Raw genomic sequence first — 25502 nt, forward strand, 5'->3', positions numbered from 1 at the left:
AGCAGCACGGCTTGCCGGCGGGAGCGATCTTGAGGGCGCCCGTTAAGGCGGATTCACCCCGGATCAATGAATAATCCAGCTCAACAACCACAACCCCAGAAACAACCAGATAATGCCGATGATGATCGAGCCGCGCATGAACGCGCGGATCGCCGAGTACAGCAGCATCAGCCCCACGATCAGCCCGGCGATGCTGACGATCGAGGTGTTCATGCCCAGCGTGCGCGCCAGTCCGTCGACAAAATTGCCACCCGCATGAGTGAACATGTTGAACAACCAGCTCAAACCGTCGACGACGAAACGAATCACTGCGCCGATGACCTGGCCGAGCCATTCGAAAACGCTTTCTACCTGCATATGTTTTTCCTGATGACGGGCATTGAATGGAGAGGGGATTGTTCACTTGGGCTATCACAGGCCAGAGCGAGTTCCCTGACCGGTAGAGGCAGTCTGGCATGAAACGGCTCGTTCGCTGGATCGCTGCCAGCATTTTGCTCCTGTGCCTGGCGCTCTGGCTGGCTGACCGCATCTGGCCGCTGCCTTTGCCCAGGGATGATCTGGCCCGCGTAGTGCTGGCCGAAGATGGCACGCCGTTGTGGCGTTTTGCCGATGCCAATGGCGTGTGGCGCTATCCGGTGACGGTGGATCAGGTGTCGCCCTATTACCTCGAAGCGCTGCTGACCTACGAGGACCGCTGGTTCTATCAGCATCCGGGGGTGAACCCCATGGCGCTGGTGCGCGCGACCTGGCAGAACCTGAGTGGCGGCCATGTGGTGTCCGGCGGCAGCACGTTGTCGATGCAGGTGGCGCGGCTGCTCGATCCGCATTCGCGCACACTGGCGGGCAAACTGCGCCAGCTCTGGCGCACGGCGCAACTGGAATGGCATCTGTCCAAGCCCGAGATCCTCGGACTTTATCTGAACCGCGCACCGTTTGGCGGCACCCTGCAAGGCGTTGCGGCCGCCAGTTGGGCGTATCTGGGCAAGTCTCCACAGCAACTGACCCGCGCCGACGCAGCGCTCCTGGCGGTGTTGCCCCAGGCACCGAGCCGCTTGCGCCCCGACCGCCACCCACAGCGAGCCCAGGCCGCACGGGACAAGGTGCTCAAGCGCCTGGCCGAGTTTGACGTCTGGCCGCAGCAGGCCGTAACCGAAGCGCTGGAAGAACCGTTGTTGCTGGCGCCGCGACAGGAGCCCAGCCTGGCCCCGCTGCTGGCCCGTCGCCTGAACCGGCCCGACAGCCCGCCATTGATCCGCACCACGCTGGACGCCAGCCTTCAACGTCGTCTTGAAGACCTGCTGCTGGGCTGGAGAGCGCGTCTGCCGGAGCGCACCTCGGCGGCGATTCTGGTGGTCGAGGCGCAGAACATGGCGGTGCGGGCGTACGTCGGCTCCGTGGACATCGGCGATGCCAGACGCTTCGGGCACGTGGACATGGTCAGCGCGATGCGCTCCCCGGGTTCGACCCTCAAACCGTTTTTGTACGGCAAGGCGCTGGACGCCGGGCTGATTCACTCCGAATCGCTGCTACAGGACGTGCCGCGTCGTTATGGCGATTACCGTCCGGGGAATTTTTCATCGGGTTTCAATGGCGCGGTGGCGGCCAGCTCGGCGCTGTCGATGTCGCTCAACCTGCCGGCGGTGCAACTGCTCGAAGCCTACGGCCCGAAACGCTTCGCCGCCGAACTGCGCAACGGCGGGGTGCCGCTGACCTTGCCGCCACTGGCCCAGCCGAACCTGGCCTTGATTCTGGGTGGGGCGGGCAGTCGCCTGGAGGATCTTGTAGGTGGTTACGCCGCGTTTGCCCGAGGCGGGCGCAGCGCCGATATTCGCCTGCAACCCGATGACCGCCTGCGCGACCGGCCGATGATGTCGCCGGGGGCGGCGTGGATCATCCGGCGCATCCTCAGTGGCCAGTCGCGGCCCGATCTGGACCCTCACGCCGAACTGGTGCAGCGCCCGCAACTGGCCTGGAAGACTGGCACCAGTTATGGCTTTCGCGATGCCTGGTCGATTGGCGTGGGGCCGCGTTTCCTGATCGGGGTGTGGATCGGTCGCCCCGACGGCACGCCGGTGCCGGGACAGTTCGGCCTGGCCTCTGCCGCACCGCTGATGATTCAGGTGCATGACCTGCTGGTGAACCGCGACGCCCAGCGCAACATCCTGCCGCCGGTGTTGCCGGTGCCGCTGAATGTGGGCGTAGCGGCCATCTGCTGGCCGCTGGGTCAGCCGATGAGCAAGAGCGACCCCAACTGCCGCCGCCAGCGTTTTGCCTGGACGCTGGATGGCACCACGCCGCCGACCTTGCAGGCCACCGACCAACCGCTGGGGTTGGGGCTGCTGGAAAAAATCTGGGTCAACGACAAGGGATTGCGCGTCGATGCCACGTGTCCGCAGGCGCAGGCCCGTGAGATAGCGCTCTGGCCGGCACCGCTCGAACCCTGGCTGCCGAAGGCCGAACGACGAGAAGCGCGCCTGCCCGCCATCGACCCCGGTTGTGCGCCACAGGGCTTGAGCCTCGCGGCGCCGATTTCCATCGTCGGCGTGCGCGACGGCGATCAGTTGCGTTTGCCTGCGGGCAGCCAGCAGCAGTTGCGGCTGCAATTGTCGGCACTGGGCGGTAACGGGCGCCGCTGGTGGTTCATCGACGGCGCGCCGCTGGGGGACACGGGCAATCAGGAGATCTGGAGCCACACCTTCAGCCGCCTTGGTCGCTATCAGTTGAGCGTGCTCGACGAAAGCGGCCAGACCGCGCGCGTGGAGTTCAGTGTGGTGGATTGAGGTCGCCGTAAAAACGCCAATTCCGTGTGCGCTAGTCAATTGCGACTATACAACTTTCGTCTGGCTTGTCGGCTTGGAGAGATTTAGTCGTTGATATGTATGGAATTTATTCGTGGGTTTGGCGCCTGATCGCTCAGTTATCCAAGGGGTTAATACCAAGTTACGGATTGCCCCATTCCTTCCCAAGGCGTGTCATGGAGCCATGAGGCACATCCACCGGTGGTATCGGTGGGTTGCTCAACGGGGTAACAGGCGTGTTGGGCGGTGGTTTGAATGGAGTGGCAGCGAACTGGAGGCATGCAGTGCCGGGCAGTGTGAGAACTATCGCAAGCAAGTGGTCTGCGATGCAGTGTTCTTTCTCCGGCGTGCCTTGGTCGCGGCTTTTCATTCAACGCCTGCGCCTGTTCAGACAGGGGAATCGGATGATCCCCTGTCTTTTTTTTGCCTGGGCAATGCCGCTGCGCCAGGACGCCGGCAAGCCGGACTGCTACGGATCGGGGATAAGCGACGAGGGTGCGCACGCCCGATCTCCCGTAGCAGCACGGCTTGCCGGCGGGGGTGTCCTGAAGGCGAACGAGGGAAGGTCGGGACTACTGCCCGACCTTGTACACCTTCGGCTCTGGAAACAGATTGTTGAGCGTTTCCAGCAGCCGTACGTGGTAGATGGGTTTGCGGAATAGATCCAGCACCTGCAGGCGAAGCAAATCGCTGACATCCTCCATGTCGGCGTGGCCTGAGGTGACGATCACCGGCAGGTGCTGGCGTGACGTGTGCTCGCGCAGGCGCTTGATCAGCGAGATGCCGCTTTCTTCGGGCATGCGCAGATCCGTGATCACCAGTGCGATATCCGGGTGCTCGGTCAGAATCTTCAGCGCCACCTTGACCGACGGCGCGGTAAAGCAGCAGAAACCCTCACCTTCGAGCAATTCGGCGAGTTCTTCGTTGGCGTCCTCTTCGTCGTCAACGAGCAGCAGTTGTTGGCGTGTAGGAGCGGGCATTTTCACGGCCTTGGCTGATTGAACAAAAGAATTGCCAACTCGCGCTGAGTCACGTTGCTGCCGTGCCTCCAAGGGCCACAATGATTTCGTTGAACCGGGCTCTGATGGCAGTGCCCATAGGCGTGATCATCGCAAACAGCACCAGGGCGACCATCGCCACGATCACGGCATATTCGATGGCCGATGCGGCTTCCTCGTTCTTGACGAAGCGACGTAACAGGGCCGACAGGTAGGTTAGGTACATCTGACTTCTCCTCAGCGCCCTAGAGCGCTACTACGCGTTTGCAGCGTTGAACAATCCTTCGTACCCACAGCATTGACCCCAAACCCGTACTCCACAATCACAAGAAAGCATTAGTCGGAAAGTAGTAGTGGCAGCCGCATGGGCCGCTCTGCACCCTGACACCCGAACGGAGTGAATGCGCGGAAATTTCCGACAACTGATGGCGTTTTGGATGACCTCGACTACCTTCTAATAGCGAAAAGGATGAATGTTCATAGCCAACTGAATGACAGGTTGTCTCGTAACGTTTTCGAGGTTGTAGTCAGGCACGGGAGGGCCGTCATGAGCAGTCGCGTCACAATGGGGCTGGCCGTGTTTTTTCTGTTGGGGGCGTTGTTTGCCGGGTATTGGGGGCTGGTGTTGAGTCGTCAGCCTGCGCCGGCAGCGGTGGCGCCCGTCAGCCAGGCTCAGGCGCCTGCAGCCGTCCCCGCGGCCGCTGAACAGCCTTCCCAGGACCCCACCCGTCAGCCCGTCGTGGTGCTGGCCCGGGACATTCCCGCCTACGAGCCCATCAAGGCCGACGACCTGATCGTCGAGCGCCTCAAGGTCGCGCCGCCCGGCAGTTTTTCCCGCACTGAAGAGGCCGTGGGGCGCATGTCCTGGCGCCCGCTTGCGGCGGGCACCTGGCTTACCGAGAACAGCTTCGAAGCCGGTGGCAGCCTGGCGCGGATGATTCGTCCCGGCGAACGGGCGCTGGCGTTGTCCACCGACGAAATCATCGGCGCCGGCGGCCAGATCAGCCCCGGCGATTACGTAGACGTCTTGCTTTACCTCCCGTCTGATCAGACCTCCACGGACCGCAGCGCCCAGACCGTCGTGCCTGCCCTGCGGGTACTCAGCGTTGGCGCATTGCTGGGTCCGGTGAACCAGGGGCAGGACGATCAAAACGTCAGCCGCGATGAGCGTCTGCAGCAGCAGAAACTCAAGGTCAATGCGCGCAGCGTCGTGCTCGCGGTGCCGGAGCAACTGTTGAGCCGCCTGATGCTGGCGTCCCAGGCAGGTCCCTTGCGGCTGGCCGTACGCAGTGCCCAGGAGAAGAACCTGGAACGCTACTGGGCCGGGGACAGCGACATCGCCACGCAACTGGACACGGTCAATCGCAACCTCGTGCATTTCAATCAGCTGAGCATGCAAAGCACAGCCGCCCGCGTCCAGCCGGCAGGCAGCAGCACACCGCGCGGACCGAAGCCCATCGAAGTCATTCGTGGCAGCCAGGCCACCGCGCAAACCCCCTGACCGAGCAAGGACCGCACATTCATGAGTAACCGTTTCAAGCCGGTTTTGAACCGTATCGTGTCGGCCTTTTTGGCTGCGGGGTTGTATCAGGGGACTGTCGAAGCCGCTGCGGGCAACTGTTCCGCGTTGTCGGCGATGCCGGCTGCGCTGGAGATCGGGCAGGGCGTGCAGCAGGAAATGCGCTCGCCGGTGGCGATCACGCGCCTGGCGGTAGGCGAGCCGAAGATCGCTGACGTGCAGGTCAACGGCAACGACAACGGCGCCTTCCTGCTGACCGGCGTGGGGCCGGGCACCACCAGCCTGATGATCTGGACCAATTGTTCCACCGCCCCTCGGCAGAGCATGGTCTTCGTGCGCGGTGCGGCCAAGGCGGCCATGACCGACACCTTGCTGCCACCCTCGGAAGACCCGCTGCTGCCCAGCCAGGTGCAGACCGACATCCGCTTCGTCGAAGTCAGCCGCACCAAGCTCAAGGAAGCCAGCACCTCGATCTTCGGCAGAGGCTCGAACAACTTCCTGTTCGGGTCCCCCGGCACAGTGCCGGGCGTGACCGTGACCCCCGGCACGGTTGGCGGTACGCGGCCCAATATTCCGCTGAACAACAACAACTTCAACATCGTCTGGGGCGGCGGTAGCAGCAAGGTGCTGGGTATGCTCAACGCGATGGAAAGCAGCGGCTTCGCCTACACCCTGGCGCGACCCAGTCTTGTGGCCTTGAGCGGACAGAGCGCAAGTTTCCTGGCCGGTGGCGAGTTCCCGGTGCCGGTGCCCAATGGCGAAAGCAACGGTATTTCCATCGAGTACAAGGAATACGGCGTGCGCCTGACCCTGACGCCCACCGTCGTCGGGCGCAACCGTATCTCCCTGAAAGTGGCGCCGGAGGTCAGCGAGCTGGACTTCACCGCCGGCGTGACCATCGCCGGAACCACCGTGCCGGCACTGAATGTGCGACGCACCGACACCAGCGTGTCGCTGGCCGATGGCGAGAGCTTCGTCATCAGCGGCCTGATCAACACCAGCAACATTGCGTCTGTGGACAAGTTTCCGGGCCTGGGCGATATCCCGGTGCTGGGCGCGCTGTTTCGCAGTTCGCAGATCAACCGCGACGAACGTGAACTGCTGATGATCGTCACCCCGCACCTGGTGCAGCCACTGGCCGCCAACGCGCAGTTGCCGTCGCTGCCGGGCGAGGCGCTGCGCAACTACGACCCGAATTTCTACAAGATGTATTTCCTCGAAAACGGCAGCTTCGATCGCCGCAGCGGGTTATCGCAATGAGCCAGGGACCGAGCCTCAGCCAGACGTTTCTGGCGATCACGCGCAACACCACCGACCTTGAATGGCTGCAAGGCGCGTTGGCGCCGCTGGGCCAGGTGGTCAGTGCCGGCACCGGCAGCCTCGACGAACTGCTGGCGCTGGTGGACGTGACCTTTGCCAGCGTGGTGTTCGTGGGGCTCGACCGCGAGCACCTGATGAACCAGAGCGCGTTGATTGAAGGTGCCCTGGAAGCCAAGCCGATGCTGGCCATCGTCGCCCTGGGTGACGGCATGGACAACCAGTTGGTGCTCAACGCCATGCGCGCCGGGGCTCGGGATTTCGTGGCCTACGGTTCACGCTCGAGCGAAGTGGCCGGGCTCGTGCGGCGCCTTGGCAAGCGCCTGCCGGCCGTGGCGCCCAACCCGAACATGGGTGGCCTGACCGTGATCTACGGCGCCCAGTGCGACGGCGATGGCGCCCTGGTGTCGGCGCACCTGGCATTGGTGGCGCAACAGAAAGGCCAGCGCACGCTGCTGCTCGACCTGGGCACCCCGCGCGGCGACAGCCTGGCGATGCTCAGCCTGGAATCGTCGTTCACCTTCGGCGACTCGGTGCGTCATTTGCGCAGGCTCGACTCGACCCTGATCGACAGCGCCTTCACCGTCCATCCCAGCCAGTTGCGCATCCTGGCCTACGGCGAGGACGACATGCCGCTGGAGCACACCAGCGCCGCCGAGCTGTACATGCTGCTCAGCGCCTTGCGCCAGCATTTCCAGCACGTGGTGGTCAATCTCGTGGGCCAGCCGGACAGCGAATCGCTGCGCACCTTCGTCGCCCATTGCGACCAGTTGCTGTGGTACGTGGACCAGAACGTCATCGAGTGCCGGCGCAATCTGGCGATCCTCAATCTGTGGCGGGAAAAGGGCCTGAAGCTGCAGCAGGCCGGGCTGTTGGTGGACAAATACCTGCGCCAGGTCACACCCAATTCCGAGGCGCTGGAGAAGACCTTCGGCCTGCCTGCCATGGTGGTGCTGCCACTCAGCCCCGAGGTGCGCCTGAACGCCAAGAATCAGGGCCTGTCGCTGTTCGAGCTGTCGCCACGGGAGTCGTTGAGCGCGGGCCTGCGCAATCTGGGCGAGCGCCTGGCCAGTCAGTCCGATACCGCCAGCAAGCCGCGTGATGGCTGGCTGGGCCGGCTCTTGAGGGCCAACAAATGAAGAATGAAAAACTCTTTGGCGTGTCGTCCCGGCCAACGGAAAGCGGCGGCGATGGGCAGGGCCTGAAGCTGGTATTGCATCGCTACATCATCGACGCCATCGAAGAGAGCGGGCGCAACCTGCTCGAAGGCACGCGCCCGGCGCTGGCGCAGTTCGTTACCGACAAGGTGGCCGAATATGTCGCCCGCCTTAAGCTTGCGATCTCCCGCTACGAGATGGAGCGCCTGGCCGAGGAACTGGTGGACGAGCTCACCGGTTTCGGCCCTCTGGAAGTGCTGCTGCGCGACAAGTCGGTGACCGAGATTCTGGTCAACGGCCCCAACAAGGTGTTCATCGAGCGCGAAGGCGTGCTGCACCATTCGGACCTGCGTTTCATCGACTCGCATCACGTCGAGCGCGTCATCCAGCGCATTCTTGCGCCGCTGGGCCGGCGGCTGGACGAGTCCTCGCCGATGGTCGATGCGCGCCTGCCCGATGGCAGCCGGGTCAACGCGATTATCCCGCCGATTGCGCTGGACGGCCCCTGCGTGTCGATCCGGAAATTTCGCAAGGACATGCTCAGAAGCTCCGATCTGGTGGCCATGCAGACCATCGACCAGCCCATCTATGACTTCCTCGCCAGCGCCGTGAACAAGCGCTGCAACATCCTCATCAGTGGCGGTACCGGCACCGGCAAGACCACCATGCTCAACGTCTTGAGCCAGATGATCGACACTCATCAGCGGCTGGTGACCATCGAAGACGTCGCCGAATTGCAGCTGGGCCACCCCCACGTGGTGCGCCTGGAAACCCGTCCGCCGAATGCCGAAGGTCATGGCGAGGTGCGCGCCAGCGACCTGATTCGCAACGCCCTGCGGATGCGCCCGGACCGCATCATCCTGGGGGAAATTCGCGGCGTCGAAGTGCTCGATGTGATGACCGCCATGAACACCGGCCACGATGGCTCGATGAGTACGGTGCACGCCAACAATGCCCAGGACGCGCTGCTGCGCCTGGAAACCCTGGTGGGCCTGACCGGGCGGCAGATCGCCGAAAAGACCCTGCGCCAGATGATCTGCGCGGCGCTGGACGTGATCATCCAGCTGACCCGCATGCCCGACGGACGCCGCTGTGTCAGCGAGGTGGTGGAGGTGGTCGGCACCCGTGAAGACGTGTACGTGACCAACACCCTGTTCCGCCTGGACCGGCGCACCGGGTTTGGCTTCCTGCGCGAGGCGATCAACCCGGCGGGCGACAAGCTGCGCCAGCTCGATTACTAGGCACCGCTCACAGGCGCAGCTCAGGGAGATCCGACAGTGAAGGGAGCCATCGTCCTCGGGCTGATATTCATGCTGCTGACAGGGCTGTCGCTGTATCTGTTCTATCGCGGCCTGAACAAGGGCGCCAACGAACGGATCATGGCCCGGCTGGCATTGGGGCAGCCCGAGAAAGTCGCTGCCAGACCCGCTCTGGCGGCCATCGAGCGGGCGTTCCTGCGAGCCGGTCTGGGTCGTCCCACCGAGCGCTTGCCGCTGGCCCTGACGATCTGGCTGATGACCATGCTGCTGGGCTATGCGATGTACGACGGCTTTGGTCTGGCGCTGGGCATTCTGCTGCCGGTTATCGTGCTGCGCTTTTACGTCAGCTTCCGTTACCGGCGGCGCATGCAGCGCATGATTGCCCAGTTGCCGCAGTTGCTCGATCACACGGTGCGCAGCCTCAAATCCGGACGCACCCTGGGCGATGCGGTGCTCAATAGCATCGACGCCGCGGACCGTCCGCTGAGCGAGGCCATGTCGCGGATCAAGCGCAATGTGCAGTTGGGCATCACCCTGCCCGATGCGGTGCAGGACTTCGCCGAGTTGTATGAGCGCGACGAATTCCAGCTGTTCGCCCTGGGGCTGCGGGTCAACCACCGTTACGGCGGGAATGCCAGCGAGCTGCTGGAGAACCTGATCCGGTTGATCCGCGAGCGTGAGCAGGGTGCGCGCCAGTTGCGGGCCATGACCGGGGAAACGCGCATGACGGCGGTGGTCCTGGGGCTGTTGCCGGTGGGCATGGTGGGGTACTTCATGGTGGTCAACCCGACGTACTTGCTGCACATGTGGAATGACGAGTCAGGATGGAAAATGCTTGCGGTTGCGTTCGTGATGCAAACCCTGGGTTGCCTTGCGCTGTGGCGCATGTTGCGGAGCGTCTGAGATGGCCTTGATGCTGAGTGCGCTGCTGTTCGCCCTGGCCGGGTTTTTCCTGCTGCTGACTCTGGCCCGCCAGCGTCGCGCCGAGCGCCTGGCGTTGTCGCGTCTGCAGGGGCGGGTGGGGCGCGACAGCCGTGTCGGCATCCTGCTGCGGCTGTTGGGCGACAGCCGTTTCGGGCAGCGCTCGGTGAGCCTGGACAGCGAAACCCAGCTACTGCTCAACCGCATCGGCTGGCGCCGGGCGAGCCAGCGTTCAATGTTCGCGGCTTGCCAGGTGGGTGTTCCGGTGCTGGCGTTCAGTGTGGTGGTGTTGATTCAGACGCTGTTCTTCAGTGACACCGCCTACCCGATCATGGCACCGGCATTTGCCCTGGGCCTGGGCTATCTGGCGCCCAAGCGGATTCTGGCCGCGGCGGCCTCTGCACGGCAGAAACGCGTAGTGGTGGAGGTTTCCACTTTTATCCCGCTGCTGCGGATCCTGTTCGAGTCCGGCATGGCGGTCGAGCAGGCGCTGCGGGTGCTCAGCAATGAAGGCGGGCGGCTGTTGCCGGTGCTGGCATCGGAGCTGCGGGCGATGCTGGTGCGTGTGGATTCGGGGCTGGAACTGGGCAACGAGTTGAACAAGGTCGCCACGCTGCTGGCGGTGGATGAGTTCAGCGACACCTGCGTGATTCTCAACCAGTTGATTCATCAGGGCGGTGGCGCGATGAAGTCGCTGCTGTCGCTCAAGCAATTGATCGATGACCGCAGGCTCACCCGGTTGCAGGAGTACATCTCCAAGCTCTCGGCGAAGATGTCGGTGGTGATGATGGTGTTTCTGTTTCCGGCCTTGCTGATCGTGTTGGCGGGGCCCGGGTTTATGGCGATCAGCAAGGCGTTGACTTCGCATTAGGGAGTTTGAATGAAAGCAATGATTGCAGCGTTGAGCCTCATCCTGCTGAGCGGCTGCGCCACTGACGGCTCGGCGCCGTGGCTGGCCCAAGCTGGTGGCGGCAGTTGCGCCAAGCCTAGCTCCGATCAGGAGCTGGCGTTGAACATGGCCCAGGACATGGCCGACGAAGGCCGCCTGCACGCGAGCCTGGCGCATCTGGAGAGCTTGCCGCCGACGCTCCCCGAGGTGCGCCTGCGCAAGGCGCGGGTGCTGCGCCTGTTGGGCAGTCGCGAGTCCGAGCCGCTGTACAGGAGCCTGCTGGGCACCTGTCGGGCCGCCGAGGGCGAACATGGTCTGGGCCAGTTGGCGGCGGCGCGGGGCGATAACAATCAGGCGCTGATGCATTTGCAGGCTGCCGTGAAGCTGTCGCCCACCGACGAGAAGATTCGCAACGATCTGGGGGTGGTCTATCTCAACCAGCTCAAGCTCGATCAGGCGCGGTTCCAGTTTCTGACGGCCATGGAGCTCAAGCAGTCCGACACGCTGGCGGCGTTGAACCTGGTGACCTTGCTGATCTATCAGGATGAATGGACCCAGGCCGCCGAGCTTGTGTCCCGCAGCGGCTTGACGCCCGATCAGGTCAACGATGCCCAGGCCCGCGCGGAAAAACTCAGGGCCAGCCCCGCAGGGCTGACCATCAAGGCCGTCAAGGTGGCGGCGGTGAGCGACGTGCCTGACACAGGGAGACAGCCATGAACCGGTTCATCATCAGTGCACTGGGCCTTTCAGTGATCTGCGGCACGGCGCTGGGGATAGAGCCGGGGCCGTCCTCGCCCTCGCAAAAGCAGACCGAAACCTGGCTCAACCTGCAAGCCAGCGGCCACGCCGCATCCCCCATCCCGCAAGCGGCCGCTCCCATTGAACGCGACCTGAGCATGCAGCGCTGGCTGGACAGTTATCAGCATCAGATTCCGGAGTTCTTCGAGCAGAAGAAGGGCGGCAGCGTGTCAGGCAGTGGCGGCTCGGGCGGCAACTAAAGCCTGTGTGATCAAATTCTTGCTGGCACACCCATTCCGTTCCTGTGCTTGCCGATTCCTGTGGGAGCGGGCTCGCCCGCGAAGGCGTTCGGTCAGTCACCATCAGGGCGGTATGACACACCGCCTTCGCGGGCAAGCCCGCTCCCACAAAGCCGGGAACCTAGTGCGCGGTCACCCGCCCCCGGGCCGCCGCGTTGGTCGGCGATAACGCCAGCGCCAGTTGCGTGCGGTTGTGCATGTGGGTCAGGCGCAACACCTGAGACACATAGAGCTTCACCGTGTTCTCGGTAATCCCCAGTTCACAGGCGATCTGATAGTTGGTCTTGCCCTGGCTGACCAGCTTGGCCACGTCCAGCTGACGCGGCGACAGTTGCTCGAAGATGGCCGGAATCACGAACTCGCCGTTGCCCTCGGCGAAACCGGGCTGGGCGGCCTGGCGCGACTTGTCCAGGTCCTGGCAGAGGTCATCGATCGACGCCGCCAGAAACTGCAATTTGTCGTTCAGATGCCCCAGGTGCTGGACGTTCTTGACCCGCTCTTCCAGCGACTCTTCCTGGCGCTGCACGCCCTGGAGCAACTCGTTCAGATCGACCGGTTTCTGATAATAATCGGCGATGCCCGCACGCAGGGCCTTGATGACATCCTGCTTTTCGGCGCGCCCGGTGAGCATGATGGATTCGAAGATGCGCGTCTTGCCGGCCAGCACTTTCAGCGCCTGCACCAGCTCGATGCCGTTCATGCCCGGCATGTCCAGATCGCACAGGACAATGGCGATGCTGTGGTCCTCGCGGAACCGCTCCAGCGCCTCGCGGCTCGAATAACAAGGCGCGCAGCGATAGCCGCAGCCTTCCAGAAATTCAGTGATCTCATCGACGATCAGGGGTTGATCGTCGACCACCAGGACCTTTACTGCCGAATGCTTGTTCACCCGCTACTCCCTGCTGCGAATACAACTGAACCGGGTCCGGCGCCATGTAATCCTTCACGGCAATCCTCGTAGGACTATCACTGTCCGGACGTAGGGCTAAACCTAGTCTCACTTTCTGACTATGTACATAGATAGAGCGGGCAATGCGACTAATGGAGCCATAGCGCCATCACCAGAAAACCGGCGAACAGAAAGGGCACGAAGGGCTGTTTGCTTGACGCCTGCGGCGCCATCCTGGAGTAGCGATTGCTAAGCCCTTGAGCGAGCAGGGGCCAGGCTTTTTGACGCGCCAGCAGCCAGGCCAGGCTGGCCACTCCGGCGCCGATGAAGGTGCCGAGTATGTACAGATGCCCGCTGGCCAGGGCCAGTGCGACGAGAAGTTTCACATCACCGGCCCCGAGGCGATTCAGTGCATAGCCCGGCAATGTCAGGAGCAGCGCCACGGCCACGCCCCAGCCCGTTTGCGCCATGGGCACACCCAGCCAACTGGTGCCGGTGCTCAGCAGGTAGATCAGGGCGAACAACGCGGCCCCGAATGTCAGCCAGTTGGAAACCCTTCTGCTGCGCGCATCCTGGTCCGCGCAAACGGCAAACCAGATGAGTAGGAAAAGTAAATTCATCGGGTAAAAAACGTCCTGTTTTCCGGAAAGAATCTATGCTCCATGCAAGGTAGCACTGTCAGGGTAGACGTCGGCATGCGAAGGACCTCACGCAACTTTTCCCCCGCAGGACAAAACGGCGCCGCTGCCATCGAGTTTGCGTTGGCGTTCGTGATTTTCTTCGGCATTTTCTATGGCCTGGTGACCTACAGCCTGCCGCTGTTGATGATGCAGTCATTCAACAACGCCACCGCCGAAGCCGTGCGCCAGAGCGTCGCCATCAGCCCCAGCGTGAACAACTACAACAGCGTGGTCACCACCCAGGCCAGTTCGGTGCTGAGCGGCCAACTGGCCTGGATACCCGCGGCCTTCGCCTTCAATGTGGCCACCGATGCCGTGGTGACCTTCGACGGCAAACTGCTCAGTGTCCGCATCAATTACCCGCGAAGCAAGCTGACCCAGGTCATGCCGGTCATGACCCTGCCCGGAATCGGCAACGTGCCGAATCTGCCGACCTACCTTTCAGCCGAAGCGAGCCTGCAACTTGCCCCTTAAGAACGAAATCCTCAATCGTTGGCTGGGGCGAACCGATGCGCCCGCCGAGCCCGCGCCGCAACGCCTGCCTCAGGTGAGCGAGCCTGCGTCGGTCAGTGCCGACTGGAACATGCAGCTGGACGAAGAGGGGCGGGTCACGGGCATCAGCAAGGCGCTGCGTACGGCGCTGGGGGTGAGCGGGGCCGTGACGCCGGCGCAGCGCCTGCTCGGCTACCTGATGCCCAGCAGCGCACTGGTGGTGGAGGGCACCCCGCAGGACTGGCTGGGCCACATGCTCGACCTGGATTTCAGGCGCCCCAACGGTCAGGTACTGCACACCCGTGGCTGGGTGCAGGCGCAGGGCAGTGACTGGCTGCTGCAACTGCTGGATATCGGCGACCTCATAGAGCAGGCCAGCGCGGCCCAGAGCCGTCAGCAGTGCCTGCGCCTGGCCGGGCAGTTGGCCGAGAAGGTCCGGGGGTGTCATCTGGAGCGGTTGCAGGCGGTGACTGCCGAGCAACTCGAAGAACTGGCGCAGAACTACCGCGTGCCTTGCCTGGCCCTGGCCCTGGCCGAGCCCGGCGGCGTGGGCTGGCGCATCTATGCCCACTACAACGCCCAGACCGCGCCGCAGCTGTGGCAGGACGGCCAGCGCCTGGGCACCGATCTCGATTCACTGAACAGCACCGTCACCCACCAGATCGACTTTGGCGCACCTGTCGCCCAGGTTCACCTGCAAAGTGCCTTCGGCAACGCCGAGGGTTTCCTGTTGCCCCATCACAAGGAAGGCTCGATCAAGGCCTGGCTGCTGTTCGGTTTCTACAACGCCGCGCATCAGGCCCCCGAGCTGGGTGATCGCGAGTGGATGAACCTGTGTGCGGCGCTGGCCGGCCCCATTCTCTACCGCCAGGCCGATCAGGTGCACCGCCACCAGTTGGAGCGCCTGGCGGTGTTGCAGGATCTGCTGGGCACCGGCTGGTGGGAATTGTTGCCCGGTGGCGAAGACATCCAGTTGGCCCCGCAACTGGCGCGCACCCTGGGCTTGCCCGAGACTCGCGATGTGCTGGCGCTGGACGCCTGGCTGCAACTGATTCACCCGGCTGACCGCCACGAACTGGAAAGCCGCCTCAGCCTTTTGCGTGACCACGGCACCGCCATGCTGTCCTGCGTGAGGTTACGTCAGGACGATCCGGGTCAGGCGCCGGTCTGGCTGCGGATCCAGGGGCAGGTGCTGGTCAGCGGGCAGGTGCGTCGGGTGCTGGGCTTCATGCTCGATGTCAGCGATATCAAGAACCAGGAAATCCAGGCCGCTGCCGCCCACGCCCGTCTCGATAACCTGATCGCCAGCTCCCCTGCGGTGATTTATGTGCTGGGCTACGACCATGGCAGCCTCGAGCCTACGTTCTTCAGCGCCAGCCTCACGCCGCTGCTGGGCTGGACCCAGGCCGAGTGCAGCGATGGCCAGCTCACCCAGTACATTCACCCCGATGACCGCGACATCTGGTTCCAGCGCACGCGTCAATTGCTGCGCGAGGGCGTGGTCAGTTGCCGTTATCGTCTGCGCGATAAAAAGGGCAGCTACCACTGGCTGCTGGACGAGGCGCGGCTGCTGCGTGATGACCTCGGCATGCCGGTGGAAGCGGTGGGATTGTGGCTGGATGTGACCGACGCCACCCAAGCCACCGAGCGCGTGCGTGAGAGCGAGGAGCGCTACCGGATTCTGGTGGAAGATTCCCCGGCCATGATCTGCCGCTACACCCCGGACCTGATCCTGAACTTCGGCAACCGGCCCCTGGCCGATTACCTGGAATGCACCCCCGCGCAACTGCCAGGGGTCAATCTGGGCGAATGGTTTTCTGCCGAGCAGAAAGAGGCCTTCCTGCGGCGCATCGACGACCTGACGCCTGAATCGCCGATGAGCACGGCGGAGATCTGCCTCGAACTGCCGGGCCGCGAGCATGCCTGGTGGATCTGGGCCGACCGTGGGGTGTTCAACGATGCCGGCGAACTGATCGAAATCCAGGCCGTGGGCCGCGACAACACGGAAATCCGCCGCACCCGCATGCAGCTCAACCAGAGCGCGAAAATGGCGACGCTGGGCGAGATGGCGACCGGGCTTGCCCACGAGATCAACCAGCCGCTCAACGTCATGCGCATGGCGGTGGTCAACGTGCTCAAGCGCCTGAGCAACGGCGAGGTGGAAATCGACTACCTGACCGACAAACTCAACCGCATCGACGCCCAGGTCCAGCGCGCGGCGCGGGTGGTCAATCATATGCGCGTGTTCGGCCGGCGTTCGGAAATCGAGCAGCAATTGTTCGACCCGATCGAGGCGGTGGAAGGCACCCTGAACATGCTCACCGAGGGCATGAAAGGCAAGGGCGTCGACCTGCGGGTGGGCGAGTACGGTGAGCGGGTGCAGGTGCGCGGGCATGTGGATCAGCTTGAACAGGTGCTGATCAACCTGATGGTCAACGCCCGGGATGCATTGCTCTCCAAGCGCGACAAGGACCGCGATTTCGAACCCTGGATCGCGTTGCGGGTGGAACAGGATGACCAGACGCTGTGGCTGGTGGTCGAGGACAACGGCGGCGGTATTGACCCAAGGTTGCTGGAGCGGATTTTCGAGCCGTTCTTCACCACCAAACCGGTGGGCGTGGGCACCGGGCTGGGGTTGTCGGTGAGTTATGGCATCGTCGAACAGATGGGCGGGCGGCTGAGCGTCAGCAACGCGAGTGAAGGCGCCTGTTTCCGCATCGCCTTGCCCATCGCGCTGGTCTGACACCTACCCCGAAACATGCGCCACCACCTGTAGGAGCGCGCTTGCCCGCGACGGCGGTGTGTCTGTCACAGATGAGTTGACTGACACAACGCTCCCGCCGGCAAGCCGTGCTGCTACGGTTCCGCGTGCCCCCATTCCTGTAGGAGTGAGCTTGCTCGCGATGTGGTGTATCAGTCACAGCGTCAATGCCTGACACAGCGCATCGCGAGCAAGCTCACTCCTACAGGTAGGCAGTTTCAAATCACCAACTGCGCCTGCCCTGGATGACAACTGAGGTTGGCGCCGATATCGATGTTGGTCACATCAATCCCCAAATTACTCAGCAGGCTGTTGAGCAACGGATCGAGCAGCGGGCTCAGGGTGCTCTTGATGAGCGCACCGACCAGATTGGTGACGCCGCTAAACGTACTGGCCACCGTATTGAGCAGCGCTCCCAGCCCCGTGGCATTGGCGTTGGGGCCGAACTGGTTGATGCTGATCCCCGACAGCGTCGTGCTCAGGCTGTTGACGATGTCGTTGGGCGGCGCGGGTTGCATGGCCGGCGGCTTGGTCAATTCAGGCGGCTGATTGAACACGTAGGTGTATGGCGCGGCGTTGCCGACCAGCGAGGTATTGAGCGTCAGCCCCAGCCCACCGGCCGCGAAGGGCTTGCGCGGATCGCAGGTGAGCGGAATCAGCAGCAGATTGCTGCAGGCCTTGGTGCCGATGTCCACGATGGCCAGCGGGTCGGCATTGGTCGGCGTCAGGCTCGAGAAGAAGGTGGTCTCGTCGATGGTCCCGACCCTGACCGTCGCCAGCGCGGTGTTGGTCTGGGTGGTCAGGGTCTTGGTGGCGTCGGTGGTGCAGTTGACGTCGGTGACGTGGGCATTGGCGGCCGCGAGTTCCAGTCCCAACGAGACCTTCACCCCATTGGGCAGCACTTGCGGATCGGTCTGGGTGCATTTGGTGCCCAGCAGGCAACCGACCGCGCTCAGGTTCAGGTTCAGCAGGCCGTTGAGGGTGGAGGTGAGCGGGCCGGTCAGCCCCGCCACTGTGTTGACCAGGCCGACCACGCCCGTCAGCAGCGGCAGATCGACCGTGACCAGCGCCCGGACCTGCGCGGTACGCACGTAGATCCGGTTGGCGCCCATCGGGTCTGCCTTGGCCAGCAGCGGGTTGCCCACCGCCGACAGTTGCGGCGGCTCGATCACTTTGACCTTGGCCGAAATCAGCGCCAGGCCCGGCACGCTGATCGACTGGGTGATGGCCGCGGCGTTCTTGCTGTTAGCCAGTTGCGCGAGGGTCTGCACCAGTTGAAACGCCTGAAGCCCGGCGTCGAGCCCCGCGCTGGGCGTGCCGCTTTGCACGTTGAGCAGGTCCCCCAGCTTGACCAGCGAAGACCCGGCGCCCGATCCCGCCACCGCCGTTTGCAGGCTGGTCAGGCCGTTGATGGCGGCGGTGATGGTTGCCGTGGCGCCGCTCTGTTGCAGGGCACTGATGGAAGCGCCGATCAGCTTGGTCAGCGTGGTGTTGGTGGCCAGCAACTGGGTGTAGTCGCCTGCCTTCACGTTCAGGGCGATGGCCAGTTGATCGGCAAACTTGAGCAGGTTCACGTCCGTGTCCAGCAGCCCTTTCCAACTGGCCAGGCTCAGGTTGACGGTGGAGCCGAGCAGGGCGCTGAGGGCCGAATTCAGTGAGTTGGCGCGGCTCTGATCAACGTTCACGCTCAGCAGCGAGCTGCGGATGGTCAGTTGCGCCATGGGCGGCGACGGCTTGGAGGCAACTGCCACTGCGGTGAGTGCGACATCGGCAGGTGTGGCGCTGCCGAACATCGCGCCGATGCCGGCGGCGATGCTGCGCGGCACGGAGTGGCTGACGGTGACCTGGATGGCGTCGGATCTGCTGGCGTCCAGGGTGAACGCCCGGCGGCTGTTGGCGCCCACCGCGAGGGTGCCGCACAGGGTGGTCAGGGTGCGGCTGGCGTCGGTGACGGTGAAGCCGTTGCGGGTCGCGCTCTGGGTGGCGTAAGCCTTGGCGGAGCTTGCGCCGGTGCAGTTGCCGTTCAGGCTCGCCGCCTCCAGCGCGGCCATGTCGGCGACCCGCTGCAAGGTGCGTTTTTCCATGTACAGCCGACCGCTGTCGACTACGACCAGGGTGCACAACAGGGCCAGGGCCATCGTCAGCGCTGCCATCAATCCTATGGCACCACGCTGCCGGTCCCGGCGGGCGCAGGGGTACATCAGGGGAGACATCCAGCACTCCTTCGGCAAAGCCGTCGCTACTCACCCGAGTTGTGGAGGAGTCTAGCTGAGGCTTTGCGTGCGTGCCGGACATTGGCTGGGCAATCATCCTGCGGGTGACATCGCCCCGTAGCAGCACGGCTTGCCGGCGGGCTGGCGCGTAGCGGCAGTAAAATCAGACGCCTTGGGAGTGTCAGATAAACCTTGTTGTCAGGGTTTACTGCCGCTGCGCGCCAGCCCGCCGGCAAGCCGTGCTGCTACAGGTGCCTTATCAATGCGGCGGATATTGCTGCAGGATTTTCTGCACTGTCTGGCGCAGCGCCAGTTCGCGGGCTGCGGGGTTGGCGCTGCCGTCGGTGGCGCTCTGTTCGGTGCTGCCGCGCCAGACCAGCTTGCCGTCCTTGCCGTCGAGCAGGTCGATCTGCAAGGTCGAAACCTTGTAGCTCACATTACGCGTCTCGGTGCCTATCGGGCCGCCCCAGTAGCCGCCCCACGGGTTGCCCCAATAGCCGCCACCGCCGTAGTTGGTGGTGACCATTTGCTGGCGGTCCTCGACGATCAGCCAGGCCTGCACCTGCACATCGGCCCGGGTGCCGGGTGCGGCAGGGCGCAGGCCGCGCTGGTCGAGCTGATCGCCGACCGACTGGCGAATGCGCTGCTCGGTCAGGTCGCTCTTGATCCTTGGATCATTGGGTTGATATTGCAGGCCAGGCTCTTTCCAGGCCCAGGTTCGATACCCGCCGAAGTCCCGCTGCGCGTCGAAGTCACGATTGACCCGATCGGTCTGGCAGGCGCTGAGCAGCAGGGCAACACACACGACAGCGATGCAGCGGAACATGATGGCTCTCCGATACCGTAACGAGTATTACGTAGGTGGGTAGGCGGTCAAAGCCTGCTGTACCGCCTGGCGCAGGGCTTTGGCGCGATCGGACTGATCGCCGCCACTGCCGGTCTCGGCACTGGCGCTCCACACGGGCTGGCCGCTGCGGGCATCGAACATACTGATGCGCACCACGACCACTTGCTCTTGATAGGTTCTGACGATGGGCACGCTGGCGTAACCGCCGCAGCCGTGGCGATAGCCGTTGTAGCAGCCCACGCCCGTGCCGCCATAGTACGGGTCGTAATAATCGTCACGCACCTGGCGCAGCCGGGTTTCCACGCGGGTGTCGGCGGCGATGCTCAGGTCGGCCGCCTGGGGATTGCGCGAAGGCCGCAAGCCACGCTGATCCAGCCCGTTGCTCACCGCCTCGGCGAGTTGCGCCGAATCGGCCCATTGGGTACCCGGCGGCAACTGATTGTTGAGCCAGGTCCAGTTGCGATAACGGCCGAAATCCCGGGGCGCGGCAGGGTAGGCGCTCATGTCCAGGACGTTGGCCGCTTGCGGCGGGGCAGGCGGGATCGCGGCGGAGACGGCACGGTACGGGTTTTGACTCTGGCAGGCAGCAAGGCCTGCGCACAGGGCGAGCAAAGCAAGACGGCGTTTCATGATGGTCTCCGCAAGTAGCCTCAAACAGGTCGGCACATCCAGTGCAGATAGCGTCCCAATCCGGCGAAGCCTGGGTGACGTCGGTGCGCGAGTTCCATCTCCAGCAGGTCGGCAAGCTCGGCTTTGGCCTGGAATTCCACGGGCATGTAGTCGTGGAAAACCCGAACGCCACTTCTGCTTTCGACTCGCCACATACCTTCAAGTTGCGCCGCTAATTCGCGCGGATCAAGGGGTTGTTGCGGGGTCAGGCTCTGTTTTTCACCGGCCATGGTGTTTTTGCGCATCTTGCGGAAATGGCCCTTGAGCAGATTGCGGTAGATCAGCGCGTCGCGGTTGTAAAACGCCAGAGACAACCAGCCGTCGGCGCGGGTCAACTGGCGTAGCACGGGCAGGATGGTGAACGGCTCGGCGAGCCATTCAAGCACTGCGTGGCAGATCACCAGGTCATAGGGCTCGCTCAACAGGCTTGGCAGATCCTGCCAAGGCGCCTGGATGAAGGTCGCGGTCTGCCCGGCTTCGGCAAAGCGCTGGCGCGCGCCTTCGAGCATCGGTTCGGCAGGCTCGGTGAACGTAACGTCGTGGCCCCGTTCAGCCAGCCACAACGACATGTGGCCCAATCCGCCGCCGATATCCAGCACTTTCAATGGGCGATCCGGTAAGCACTCGGACAAATCCGCCTGCAACACTGCCAGGCGAATCGCGCCCTTGGCACCGCCGTAGATCTTCTCGGCGAAACGGGTCGCCAACTGGTCGAAATGACGATCACTCATTTGGCGAACCGCCGCTCGCTGTCGGCCAGCTTGGCGCTTACCACTTCGTTCATGTCCAGCCCCAGTTCGCTGCACATCAGCAGCAGATACAGCACGATGTCACCCACTTCCTGTCCGGCATGAGCCAGTTCGTCAGCGGGCAACTGGCGTGACTGGTCCTCGGTTTTCCACTGGAAGATCTCCACCAGCTCGGCCATTTCCACACTGGCGGCCATGGCAAGGTTCTTCGGGCTGTGGAATTGCCGCCAGTCGTTGGTATCGCGGATGCGATGCAGGCGTTGGGTGAGTTCGTCGAGGTTCATGGGCAGGTCTCCTGAAGGTGCGTAGCTTCAGGGGGATGGATGGCGGAATCAAGCCCCGCCCCCCGTAGGAGCGCGCTTGCCCGCGACGGCGGCGTGTCACTCGATACATATCCGGCAGAAAGATCGCGTCGCGGGCAAGCGCGCTCCTACAGGTTATCAATCAGCCGCAGGCTGCCATGTCCCGATCATATGCACGATCCCTTCCTTGCCCTGGACCTTCAACTGCCCATGAGACCCTGCCGCGCTGGCCGACAGCGTCACCTCACTGGGCAGGCGCACGGGCTTCTGGAACTCCACCGAAATATCCACATTCGACGCCGGCAAGTGATCGTCCAGCGCGGCCAGGGTGCGGCTTTTTATCCACAGGCCGTGGGCGATGGCCTTGGGGAAGCCGAACAGCTTCGCGCTGCTGTCGCTCAGGTGGATCGGGTTGTAATCGCCGCTGACCTTGGCGTATTGCCGGCCTATGTCCGACGGCGCGTACCAGGTCGCCAGCTCGGTCATGGGCAGTGGCGCGGGCTCGTAGGCGCCTTCGACGTCGCCGGGTATCTGCACGCCACGGCAGAGCATGGTGCTGTCTTCTTCCCACAGCAGGCCTAGCGCGTCCTCGATCTGGGTAATCAGGCTGAACGTCGCGCCCTTGGCGTGGGGCCGCAGACGGGCAACGCGCACGCTGACCTGCGCCTTGATCACGTTGCCCAGCGGGCGACGGATGCTGATCCGGTTCTGCAGGTGCACCAGGCCCAGCAGCGGGAAGGGGAAGTCCTTGTCGGTCAGCAGCTTCATCTGCAACGGGAAGGCGAGCACATGTGGATAAGTCGGCGGCAGCAGGCTGCCCGGAACATATCCACAGACCTTGGCGAAGGCCTCGACCTTCTGCGGATCCACCGAGACCCAGCAGCGCAGCCCCTGATCGGGCAACTGCGTACCGCTGACCTTGCGCCGCAGCGCCGCTTGCATGAACAGGCCCGGCAACGCCGGTGGGGTATCCAGATAACGCCAATGCGCACTCATCGACTTTCTCCCGCGCTAATCCTCATGTGCATTTCATCCACAGGCTGGTTCAGGCGCCGATCACGCTCTGCCCGCATACTCGCAACACCTGGCCGCTGACGGCACCGCTGCCCGGCTGGCTCAGCCACGCCACGGCTTCGGCGACGTCTTGCGGCAGGCCGCCCTGGCCCAGCGAGCTCATGCGCCGCCCGGCCTCGCGCAGGGCGAAGGGCATGTGCGCGGTCATGCTGGTTTCGATGAAGCCCGGCGCCACCGCGTTGATGCTGATGCCCCGCGCCTTGAGCACAGGCGCCATGGCCCGGGCCAGGCCAATCAACCCGGCCTTGCTGGTGGTGTAGTTGGTCTGCCCGCGATTGCCCGCCAGGCCGCTGATGGAGGCCATGAGGATCACGCTGCCGTTATCGTGCAAGGCGCCGGCGTCGATCAGTGCCTGGGTCAGTACCTGCGGGGCGTTGAGGTTGACGTTGAGCACCTGATCCCAGAAATCGGCGGTCATGTTGGCCAGCGTCTTGTCGCGAGTGATGCCGGCGTTGTGCACCACGATGTCCAGCCCGCCGGGGATCTGCTCGATCAACTGCGTGGCCGCGTCCGGGGCGCAGATGTCCAGCACCAGCGCCTGGCCGTCAAGCCGCGCGGCCAGGGCTTCGAGGTCTGCCTTGGCCTGTGGCACATCCAGCAACACGATTTCTGCGCCATCCCGGGCCAGTGTTTCGGCGATGGCAGCGCCAATGCCACGTGCGGCGCCAGTCACCAGCGCCTTGCGGCCAGCCAGCGGGCGGCTCCAGTCCTGAACCTTGCTGGCGCAGGCGCTCAGGCGAATGACCTGCCCGGAGATAAACGCGCTCTTGGGCGAGAGGAAAAACCGCAGCGCGCCTTCGAGTTGATCTTCTGCGCCGTCTTCCACTTGCAACAGTTGCACGGTGCCGCCGTTACGCATTTCCTTGGCCAGCGAGCGGCTGAAACCTTCGATGGCCTGTTGCGTGCTCGACGCGAGCGGATCGCTCTGGGTGGCGGGATCGCGGGCCAGAATCACGATGTGCGCGCTGTGATCGAGACTGCGCAGCACCGGCTGGAAGAAGTCCCGCAACTGCGCCAGTTCAGACGTGTGCAGAAGGTGACTGGCGTCGAACACCACGGCCTTGATCTTCGAACCCTGCTCGGCGCTCCATGGGTGTGCGCCGCTGACCTCGCCGCCAGAGCTGAACAGCAGGTCGGTCATGCGCGGGGCAAAACCTGCGACCTGCTCGGCCAACGGACCACTGCTGAGCAGCAGCGCGCCCTCCACCGGCCGCAACCGCCCGGCCTGCCAGCGCTCCAGGCGCACGGGAGCCGGCAGCCCGACTGCCCCGACCAACCGACGACCGATATCCGAGTTGGCGAAGTCAATGTAGCGATCAGATGCCATGGAACACTCTCCTTGAGGCTGGGTTCAAAGCAGTGGACCACACTGTCAGGTAGAAGGTCCTACGCTATTGGCTGGCATCCACTGTCCTACGCTCTCACGCGCTCCTGTAGGAGTGAGCTTGCTCGCGATAGCGTCAGTTCAGTCACTGTAGATGTGTCAGACAGATCGCCATCGCGAGCAAGCTCACTCCTACAGGATCTGCATGCACCACCCACTCAAAAAAGGGAGTTTTCCATGAATCAGACACGCCGCGTGGCAATCATAGGTGGCAATCGCATTCCTTTCGCGCGCTCCAACGGCGCCTACGCCACTGCCAGCAACCAGGACATGCTGACCGCCGCGCTGGAGGGGATGATCGAGCGCTTCAACCTGCACGGCCTGCGCATGGGCGAGGTGGTGGCGGGGGCCGTGCTCAAACATTCACGGGATTTCAACCTCACCCGCGAGTGTGTGCTGGGCTCGCGGCTGTCGGCGCAAACCCCCGCCTATGATCTGCAACAGGCCTGCGGCACCGGGCTTGAAGCGGCGTTGCTGGTGGCCAACAAGATTGCCCTGGGGCAGATCGAATGCGGCATCGCCGGTGGCGTCGATACCACCTCCGACGCGCCGATTGGGGTGAATGAAGACCTGCGCCAGATCCTCCTGCAGGTCAATCGCGCCAAGAGCACCGGCGACAAGCTCAAGGCGCTCACCCAGCTGCGTCCGCATAACCTCAAGCCCGAGTTGCCGCGCAATGGCGAGCCGCGCACGGGGCTCTCGATGGGGCAGCATTGCGAGCTGATGGCGCAGACCTGGCAGATCCCGCGCCAGGCGCAGGATCAGTTGGCGCTCGAAAGTCATCAGAAGATGGCCAATGCCTACGCCGAAGGCTGGCACGACGATCTGCTGACGCCGTTCCACAGCCTGACCCGGGACAACAACCTGCGCCCCGACGCCAGCCTTGAAAAGCTCGCCTCGCTCAAGCCGGCCTATGAGCGCAGCGCCAAGGGCACCCTGACCGCTGGCAACTCGACGCCCCTCACCGACGGTGCCTCCCTGGTGTTGCTCGCCAGCGAAGACTGGGCCCGGGAACGTGGCTTGCCGGTGCTGGCGTACTGGCGCGATGGCGAGGCGGCGGCCGTGGATTTCGTGCGCGGCGAGGAGGGCTTGTTGATGGCACCGGTATACGCCGTGCCCCGGTTGCTGGCGCGTAACGGCCTGACCTTGCAGGACTTTGACTTCTACGAAATCCACGAAGCCTTCGCCGCCCAGGTGCTGTGCACCTTGAAGGCCTGGGAAGATGCCGATTACTGCAAGACCCGCCTGGGCCTGGGTGCGCCGCTCGGGTCGATCGACCGCAGCAAGCTCAACGTCAAAGGCAGCTCACTGGCCGCCGGCCACCCCTTCGCCGCCACCGGCGGGCGGATCGTCGCCAACCTCGCCAAGTTGCTCAGCGTGGCAGGGCAGGGTCGCGGCTTGATCTCCATCTGCGCAGCAGGTGGCCAGGGCGTGACGGCCATCCTCGAACGCTGAAATCGCCCCGCCGCCAAGGCGGACGTTGCCCTGTAGGAGCGCGCTTGCCCGCGACCGCGGTGTGTCAGATACATATTCACACCTGACCCACC

General features: G+C 63.8%; 24 protein-coding genes. 12 read left to right on the forward strand and 12 right to left on the reverse strand.

The features are described from left to right. Positions 1-63: 63 nt before the first annotated feature. The gene (locus NPS29_RS17995) at positions 64-357 is read right to left on the reverse strand and encodes a hypothetical protein (protein ID WP_274134091.1); all 294 of its coding nucleotides are present in this window, start codon (positions 355-357) and stop codon (positions 64-66) included. Between the two features lie 98 nt (positions 358-455). Here NPS29_RS17995 and pbpC point away from each other — a divergent pair, with 98 nt between their 5' ends. Next, positions 456-2780, forward strand: coding sequence for a peptidoglycan glycosyltransferase PbpC (gene pbpC, locus NPS29_RS18000; RefSeq protein WP_274134092.1), 2325 nt, complete (start codon positions 456-458; stop codon positions 2778-2780). A 590-nt stretch (positions 2781-3370) separates the two neighbouring features. Here the strand turns inward: pbpC and NPS29_RS18005 are convergent. After that, complete coding sequence (locus NPS29_RS18005) at positions 3371-3778, reverse strand: response regulator (RefSeq protein ID WP_274134093.1); 408 nt, start codon at positions 3776-3778, stop codon at positions 3371-3373. Positions 3779-3827: 49 nt separating this feature from the next. Beyond that, a complete protein-coding gene (locus NPS29_RS18010; RefSeq protein WP_274134094.1) occupies positions 3828-4022 on the reverse strand; it encodes a Flp family type IVb pilin in 195 nt (64 codons plus the stop codon). Between the two features lie 321 nt (positions 4023-4343). Here NPS29_RS18010 and cpaB point away from each other — a divergent pair, with 321 nt between their 5' ends. Genes cpaB through NPS29_RS18050 form a run of 8 tightly spaced genes read left to right on the forward strand, consistent with a single transcriptional unit; the run spans position 4344 to position 11856 of the window. Next, positions 4344-5297, forward strand: coding sequence for a Flp pilus assembly protein CpaB (gene cpaB, locus NPS29_RS18015; protein WP_274134095.1), 954 nt, complete (start codon positions 4344-4346; stop codon positions 5295-5297). Between the two features lie 21 nt (positions 5298-5318). Beyond that, entirely contained in the window at positions 5319-6575 is a 1257-nt protein-coding gene (locus NPS29_RS18020; RefSeq protein WP_274134096.1) for a type II and III secretion system protein family protein, read from the forward strand. After that, positions 6572-7771, forward strand: coding sequence for an AAA family ATPase (locus tag NPS29_RS18025; protein ID WP_274134097.1), 1200 nt, complete (start codon positions 6572-6574; stop codon positions 7769-7771). The genes NPS29_RS18020 and NPS29_RS18025 overlap by 4 nt, the downstream gene beginning before the upstream one ends. Beyond that, positions 7768-9030 (forward strand): CpaF family protein, encoded by a 1263-nt coding sequence (locus tag NPS29_RS18030; protein ID WP_274134098.1) that lies wholly within the window; start codon positions 7768-7770, stop codon positions 9028-9030. The genes NPS29_RS18025 and NPS29_RS18030 overlap by 4 nt, the downstream gene beginning before the upstream one ends. A 36-nt stretch (positions 9031-9066) precedes the next feature. Beyond that, positions 9067-9951 (forward strand): type II secretion system F family protein, encoded by an 885-nt coding sequence (locus NPS29_RS18035; protein WP_274134099.1) that lies wholly within the window; start codon positions 9067-9069, stop codon positions 9949-9951. A gap of 1 nt (position 9952) precedes the next feature. Continuing rightward, complete coding sequence (locus NPS29_RS18040) at positions 9953-10840, forward strand: type II secretion system F family protein (RefSeq protein ID WP_274134100.1); 888 nt, start codon at positions 9953-9955, stop codon at positions 10838-10840. Positions 10841-10849: 9 nt separating this feature from the next. Further along, positions 10850-11575, forward strand: a complete 726-nt coding sequence (locus tag NPS29_RS18045; RefSeq protein WP_274134101.1) for a tetratricopeptide repeat protein — start codon at positions 10850-10852, stop codon at positions 11573-11575. Then, entirely contained in the window at positions 11572-11856 is a 285-nt protein-coding gene (locus tag NPS29_RS18050; RefSeq protein WP_274134102.1) for a DUF3613 domain-containing protein, read from the forward strand. The genes NPS29_RS18045 and NPS29_RS18050 overlap by 4 nt, the downstream gene beginning before the upstream one ends. 160 nt (positions 11857-12016) lie before the next feature. Here NPS29_RS18050 and NPS29_RS18055 read toward each other — a convergent pair whose 3' ends face one another. Next, positions 12017-12784 carry a response regulator transcription factor gene (locus NPS29_RS18055; protein ID WP_274134103.1) on the reverse strand — a complete coding sequence of 256 codons (768 nt, stop codon included), beginning with the start codon at positions 12782-12784 and terminating at the stop codon, positions 12017-12019. Positions 12785-12933: 149 nt separating this feature from the next. Continuing rightward, the gene (locus NPS29_RS18060; RefSeq protein ID WP_274134104.1) at positions 12934-13404 is read right to left on the reverse strand and encodes an A24 family peptidase; all 471 of its coding nucleotides are present in this window, start codon (positions 13402-13404) and stop codon (positions 12934-12936) included. A 75-nt stretch (positions 13405-13479) separates the two neighbouring features. On the opposite strand from NPS29_RS18060, the gene NPS29_RS18065 reads away from it, so the two are divergent. Further along, positions 13480-13938: a TadE family protein gene (locus tag NPS29_RS18065; protein ID WP_274134105.1), complete on the forward strand. Its 459-nt coding sequence runs from the start codon at positions 13480-13482 to the stop codon at positions 13936-13938. Further along, positions 13928-16699 carry a PAS domain-containing sensor histidine kinase gene (locus NPS29_RS18070; RefSeq protein WP_274134106.1) on the forward strand — a complete coding sequence of 924 codons (2772 nt, stop codon included), beginning with the start codon at positions 13928-13930 and terminating at the stop codon, positions 16697-16699. The genes NPS29_RS18065 and NPS29_RS18070 overlap by 11 nt, the downstream gene beginning before the upstream one ends. 236 nt (positions 16700-16935) lie before the next feature. On the opposite strand, the gene NPS29_RS18075 is transcribed toward NPS29_RS18070, so the two are convergent. The 7 genes from NPS29_RS18075 to NPS29_RS18105 all read right to left on the reverse strand — a co-directional run bounded on the left by NPS29_RS18075 (position 16936) and on the right by NPS29_RS18105 (position 23898). After that, a complete protein-coding gene (locus NPS29_RS18075) occupies positions 16936-18930 on the reverse strand; it encodes a pilus assembly protein TadG-related protein (protein WP_274134107.1) in 1995 nt (664 codons plus the stop codon). A 259-nt stretch (positions 18931-19189) separates the two neighbouring features. Beyond that, on the reverse strand, positions 19190-19756 hold the full coding sequence (locus tag NPS29_RS18080) for a DUF4136 domain-containing protein (RefSeq protein WP_274134108.1): 567 nt from the start codon (positions 19754-19756) through the stop codon (positions 19190-19192). Positions 19757-19783: 27 nt separating this feature from the next. Continuing rightward, positions 19784-20407 carry a DUF4136 domain-containing protein gene (locus tag NPS29_RS18085; RefSeq protein WP_274134109.1) on the reverse strand — a complete coding sequence of 208 codons (624 nt, stop codon included), beginning with the start codon at positions 20405-20407 and terminating at the stop codon, positions 19784-19786. Positions 20408-20427: 20 nt separating this feature from the next. Next, entirely contained in the window at positions 20428-21177 is a 750-nt protein-coding gene (locus tag NPS29_RS18090) for a methyltransferase (protein ID WP_274134110.1), read from the reverse strand. Then, a complete protein-coding gene (locus NPS29_RS18095) occupies positions 21174-21479 on the reverse strand; it encodes a nucleotide pyrophosphohydrolase (protein WP_274134111.1) in 306 nt (101 codons plus the stop codon). Before NPS29_RS18095 ends, NPS29_RS18090 begins: the two co-directional genes overlap by 4 nt. A gap of 156 nt (positions 21480-21635) precedes the next feature. Beyond that, on the reverse strand, positions 21636-22493 hold the full coding sequence (locus NPS29_RS18100; RefSeq protein WP_274134112.1) for a MaoC/PaaZ C-terminal domain-containing protein: 858 nt from the start codon (positions 22491-22493) through the stop codon (positions 21636-21638). Between the two features lie 49 nt (positions 22494-22542). After that, positions 22543-23898: a 3-oxoacyl-ACP reductase gene (locus tag NPS29_RS18105; RefSeq protein ID WP_274134113.1), complete on the reverse strand. Its 1356-nt coding sequence runs from the start codon at positions 23896-23898 to the stop codon at positions 22543-22545. Between the two features lie 234 nt (positions 23899-24132). On the opposite strand from NPS29_RS18105, the gene NPS29_RS18110 reads away from it, so the two are divergent. After that, a complete protein-coding gene (locus NPS29_RS18110) occupies positions 24133-25410 on the forward strand; it encodes an acetyl-CoA C-acetyltransferase (protein WP_274134114.1) in 1278 nt (425 codons plus the stop codon). The last annotated feature ends 92 nt before the right edge of the window (positions 25411-25502 follow it).

It is taken from the genome of Pseudomonas putida (assembly GCF_028682175.1).
GTDB lineage: Bacteria > Pseudomonadota > Gammaproteobacteria > Pseudomonadales > Pseudomonadaceae > Aquipseudomonas > Aquipseudomonas putida_AD.

Coding starts and splice junctions, on each gene's coding strand:
- NPS29_RS18065 (WP_274134105.1), top strand. CDS start 13,480: ATGCGAAGGACCTCACGCAACTTTTCCCCCGCAGGACAAAACGGCGCC.
- NPS29_RS18050 (WP_274134102.1), top strand. CDS start 11,572: ATGAACCGGTTCATCATCAGTGCACTGGGCCTTTCAGTGATCTGCGGC.
- NPS29_RS18060 (WP_274134104.1), bottom strand. CDS start 13,404: ATGAATTTACTTTTCCTACTCATCTGGTTTGCCGTTTGCGCGGACCAG.
- NPS29_RS18100 (WP_274134112.1), bottom strand. CDS start 22,493: ATGAGTGCGCATTGGCGTTATCTGGATACCCCACCGGCGTTGCCGGGC.
- NPS29_RS18095 (WP_274134111.1), bottom strand. CDS start 21,479: ATGAACCTCGACGAACTCACCCAACGCCTGCATCGCATCCGCGATACC.
- NPS29_RS18020 (WP_274134096.1), top strand. CDS start 5,319: ATGAGTAACCGTTTCAAGCCGGTTTTGAACCGTATCGTGTCGGCCTTT.
- NPS29_RS17995 (WP_274134091.1), bottom strand. CDS start 357: ATGCAGGTAGAAAGCGTTTTCGAATGGCTCGGCCAGGTCATCGGCGCA.
- NPS29_RS18105 (WP_274134113.1), bottom strand. CDS start 23,898: ATGGCATCTGATCGCTACATTGACTTCGCCAACTCGGATATCGGTCGT.
- NPS29_RS18045 (WP_274134101.1), top strand. CDS start 10,850: ATGAAAGCAATGATTGCAGCGTTGAGCCTCATCCTGCTGAGCGGCTGC.
- pbpC (WP_274134092.1), top strand. CDS start 456: ATGAAACGGCTCGTTCGCTGGATCGCTGCCAGCATTTTGCTCCTGTGC.
- NPS29_RS18085 (WP_274134109.1), bottom strand. CDS start 20,407: ATGAAACGCCGTCTTGCTTTGCTCGCCCTGTGCGCAGGCCTTGCTGCC.
- NPS29_RS18030 (WP_274134098.1), top strand. CDS start 7,768: ATGAAGAATGAAAAACTCTTTGGCGTGTCGTCCCGGCCAACGGAAAGC.
- NPS29_RS18005 (WP_274134093.1), bottom strand. CDS start 3,778: ATGCCCGCTCCTACACGCCAACAACTGCTGCTCGTTGACGACGAAGAG.
- NPS29_RS18040 (WP_274134100.1), top strand. CDS start 9,953: ATGGCCTTGATGCTGAGTGCGCTGCTGTTCGCCCTGGCCGGGTTTTTC.
- cpaB (WP_274134095.1), top strand. CDS start 4,344: ATGAGCAGTCGCGTCACAATGGGGCTGGCCGTGTTTTTTCTGTTGGGG.
- NPS29_RS18025 (WP_274134097.1), top strand. CDS start 6,572: ATGAGCCAGGGACCGAGCCTCAGCCAGACGTTTCTGGCGATCACGCGC.
- NPS29_RS18075 (WP_274134107.1), bottom strand. CDS start 18,930: ATGTCTCCCCTGATGTACCCCTGCGCCCGCCGGGACCGGCAGCGTGGT.
- NPS29_RS18090 (WP_274134110.1), bottom strand. CDS start 21,177: ATGAGTGATCGTCATTTCGACCAGTTGGCGACCCGTTTCGCCGAGAAG.
- NPS29_RS18110 (WP_274134114.1), top strand. CDS start 24,133: ATGAATCAGACACGCCGCGTGGCAATCATAGGTGGCAATCGCATTCCT.
- NPS29_RS18010 (WP_274134094.1), bottom strand. CDS start 4,022: ATGTACCTAACCTACCTGTCGGCCCTGTTACGTCGCTTCGTCAAGAAC.
- NPS29_RS18080 (WP_274134108.1), bottom strand. CDS start 19,756: ATGTTCCGCTGCATCGCTGTCGTGTGTGTTGCCCTGCTGCTCAGCGCC.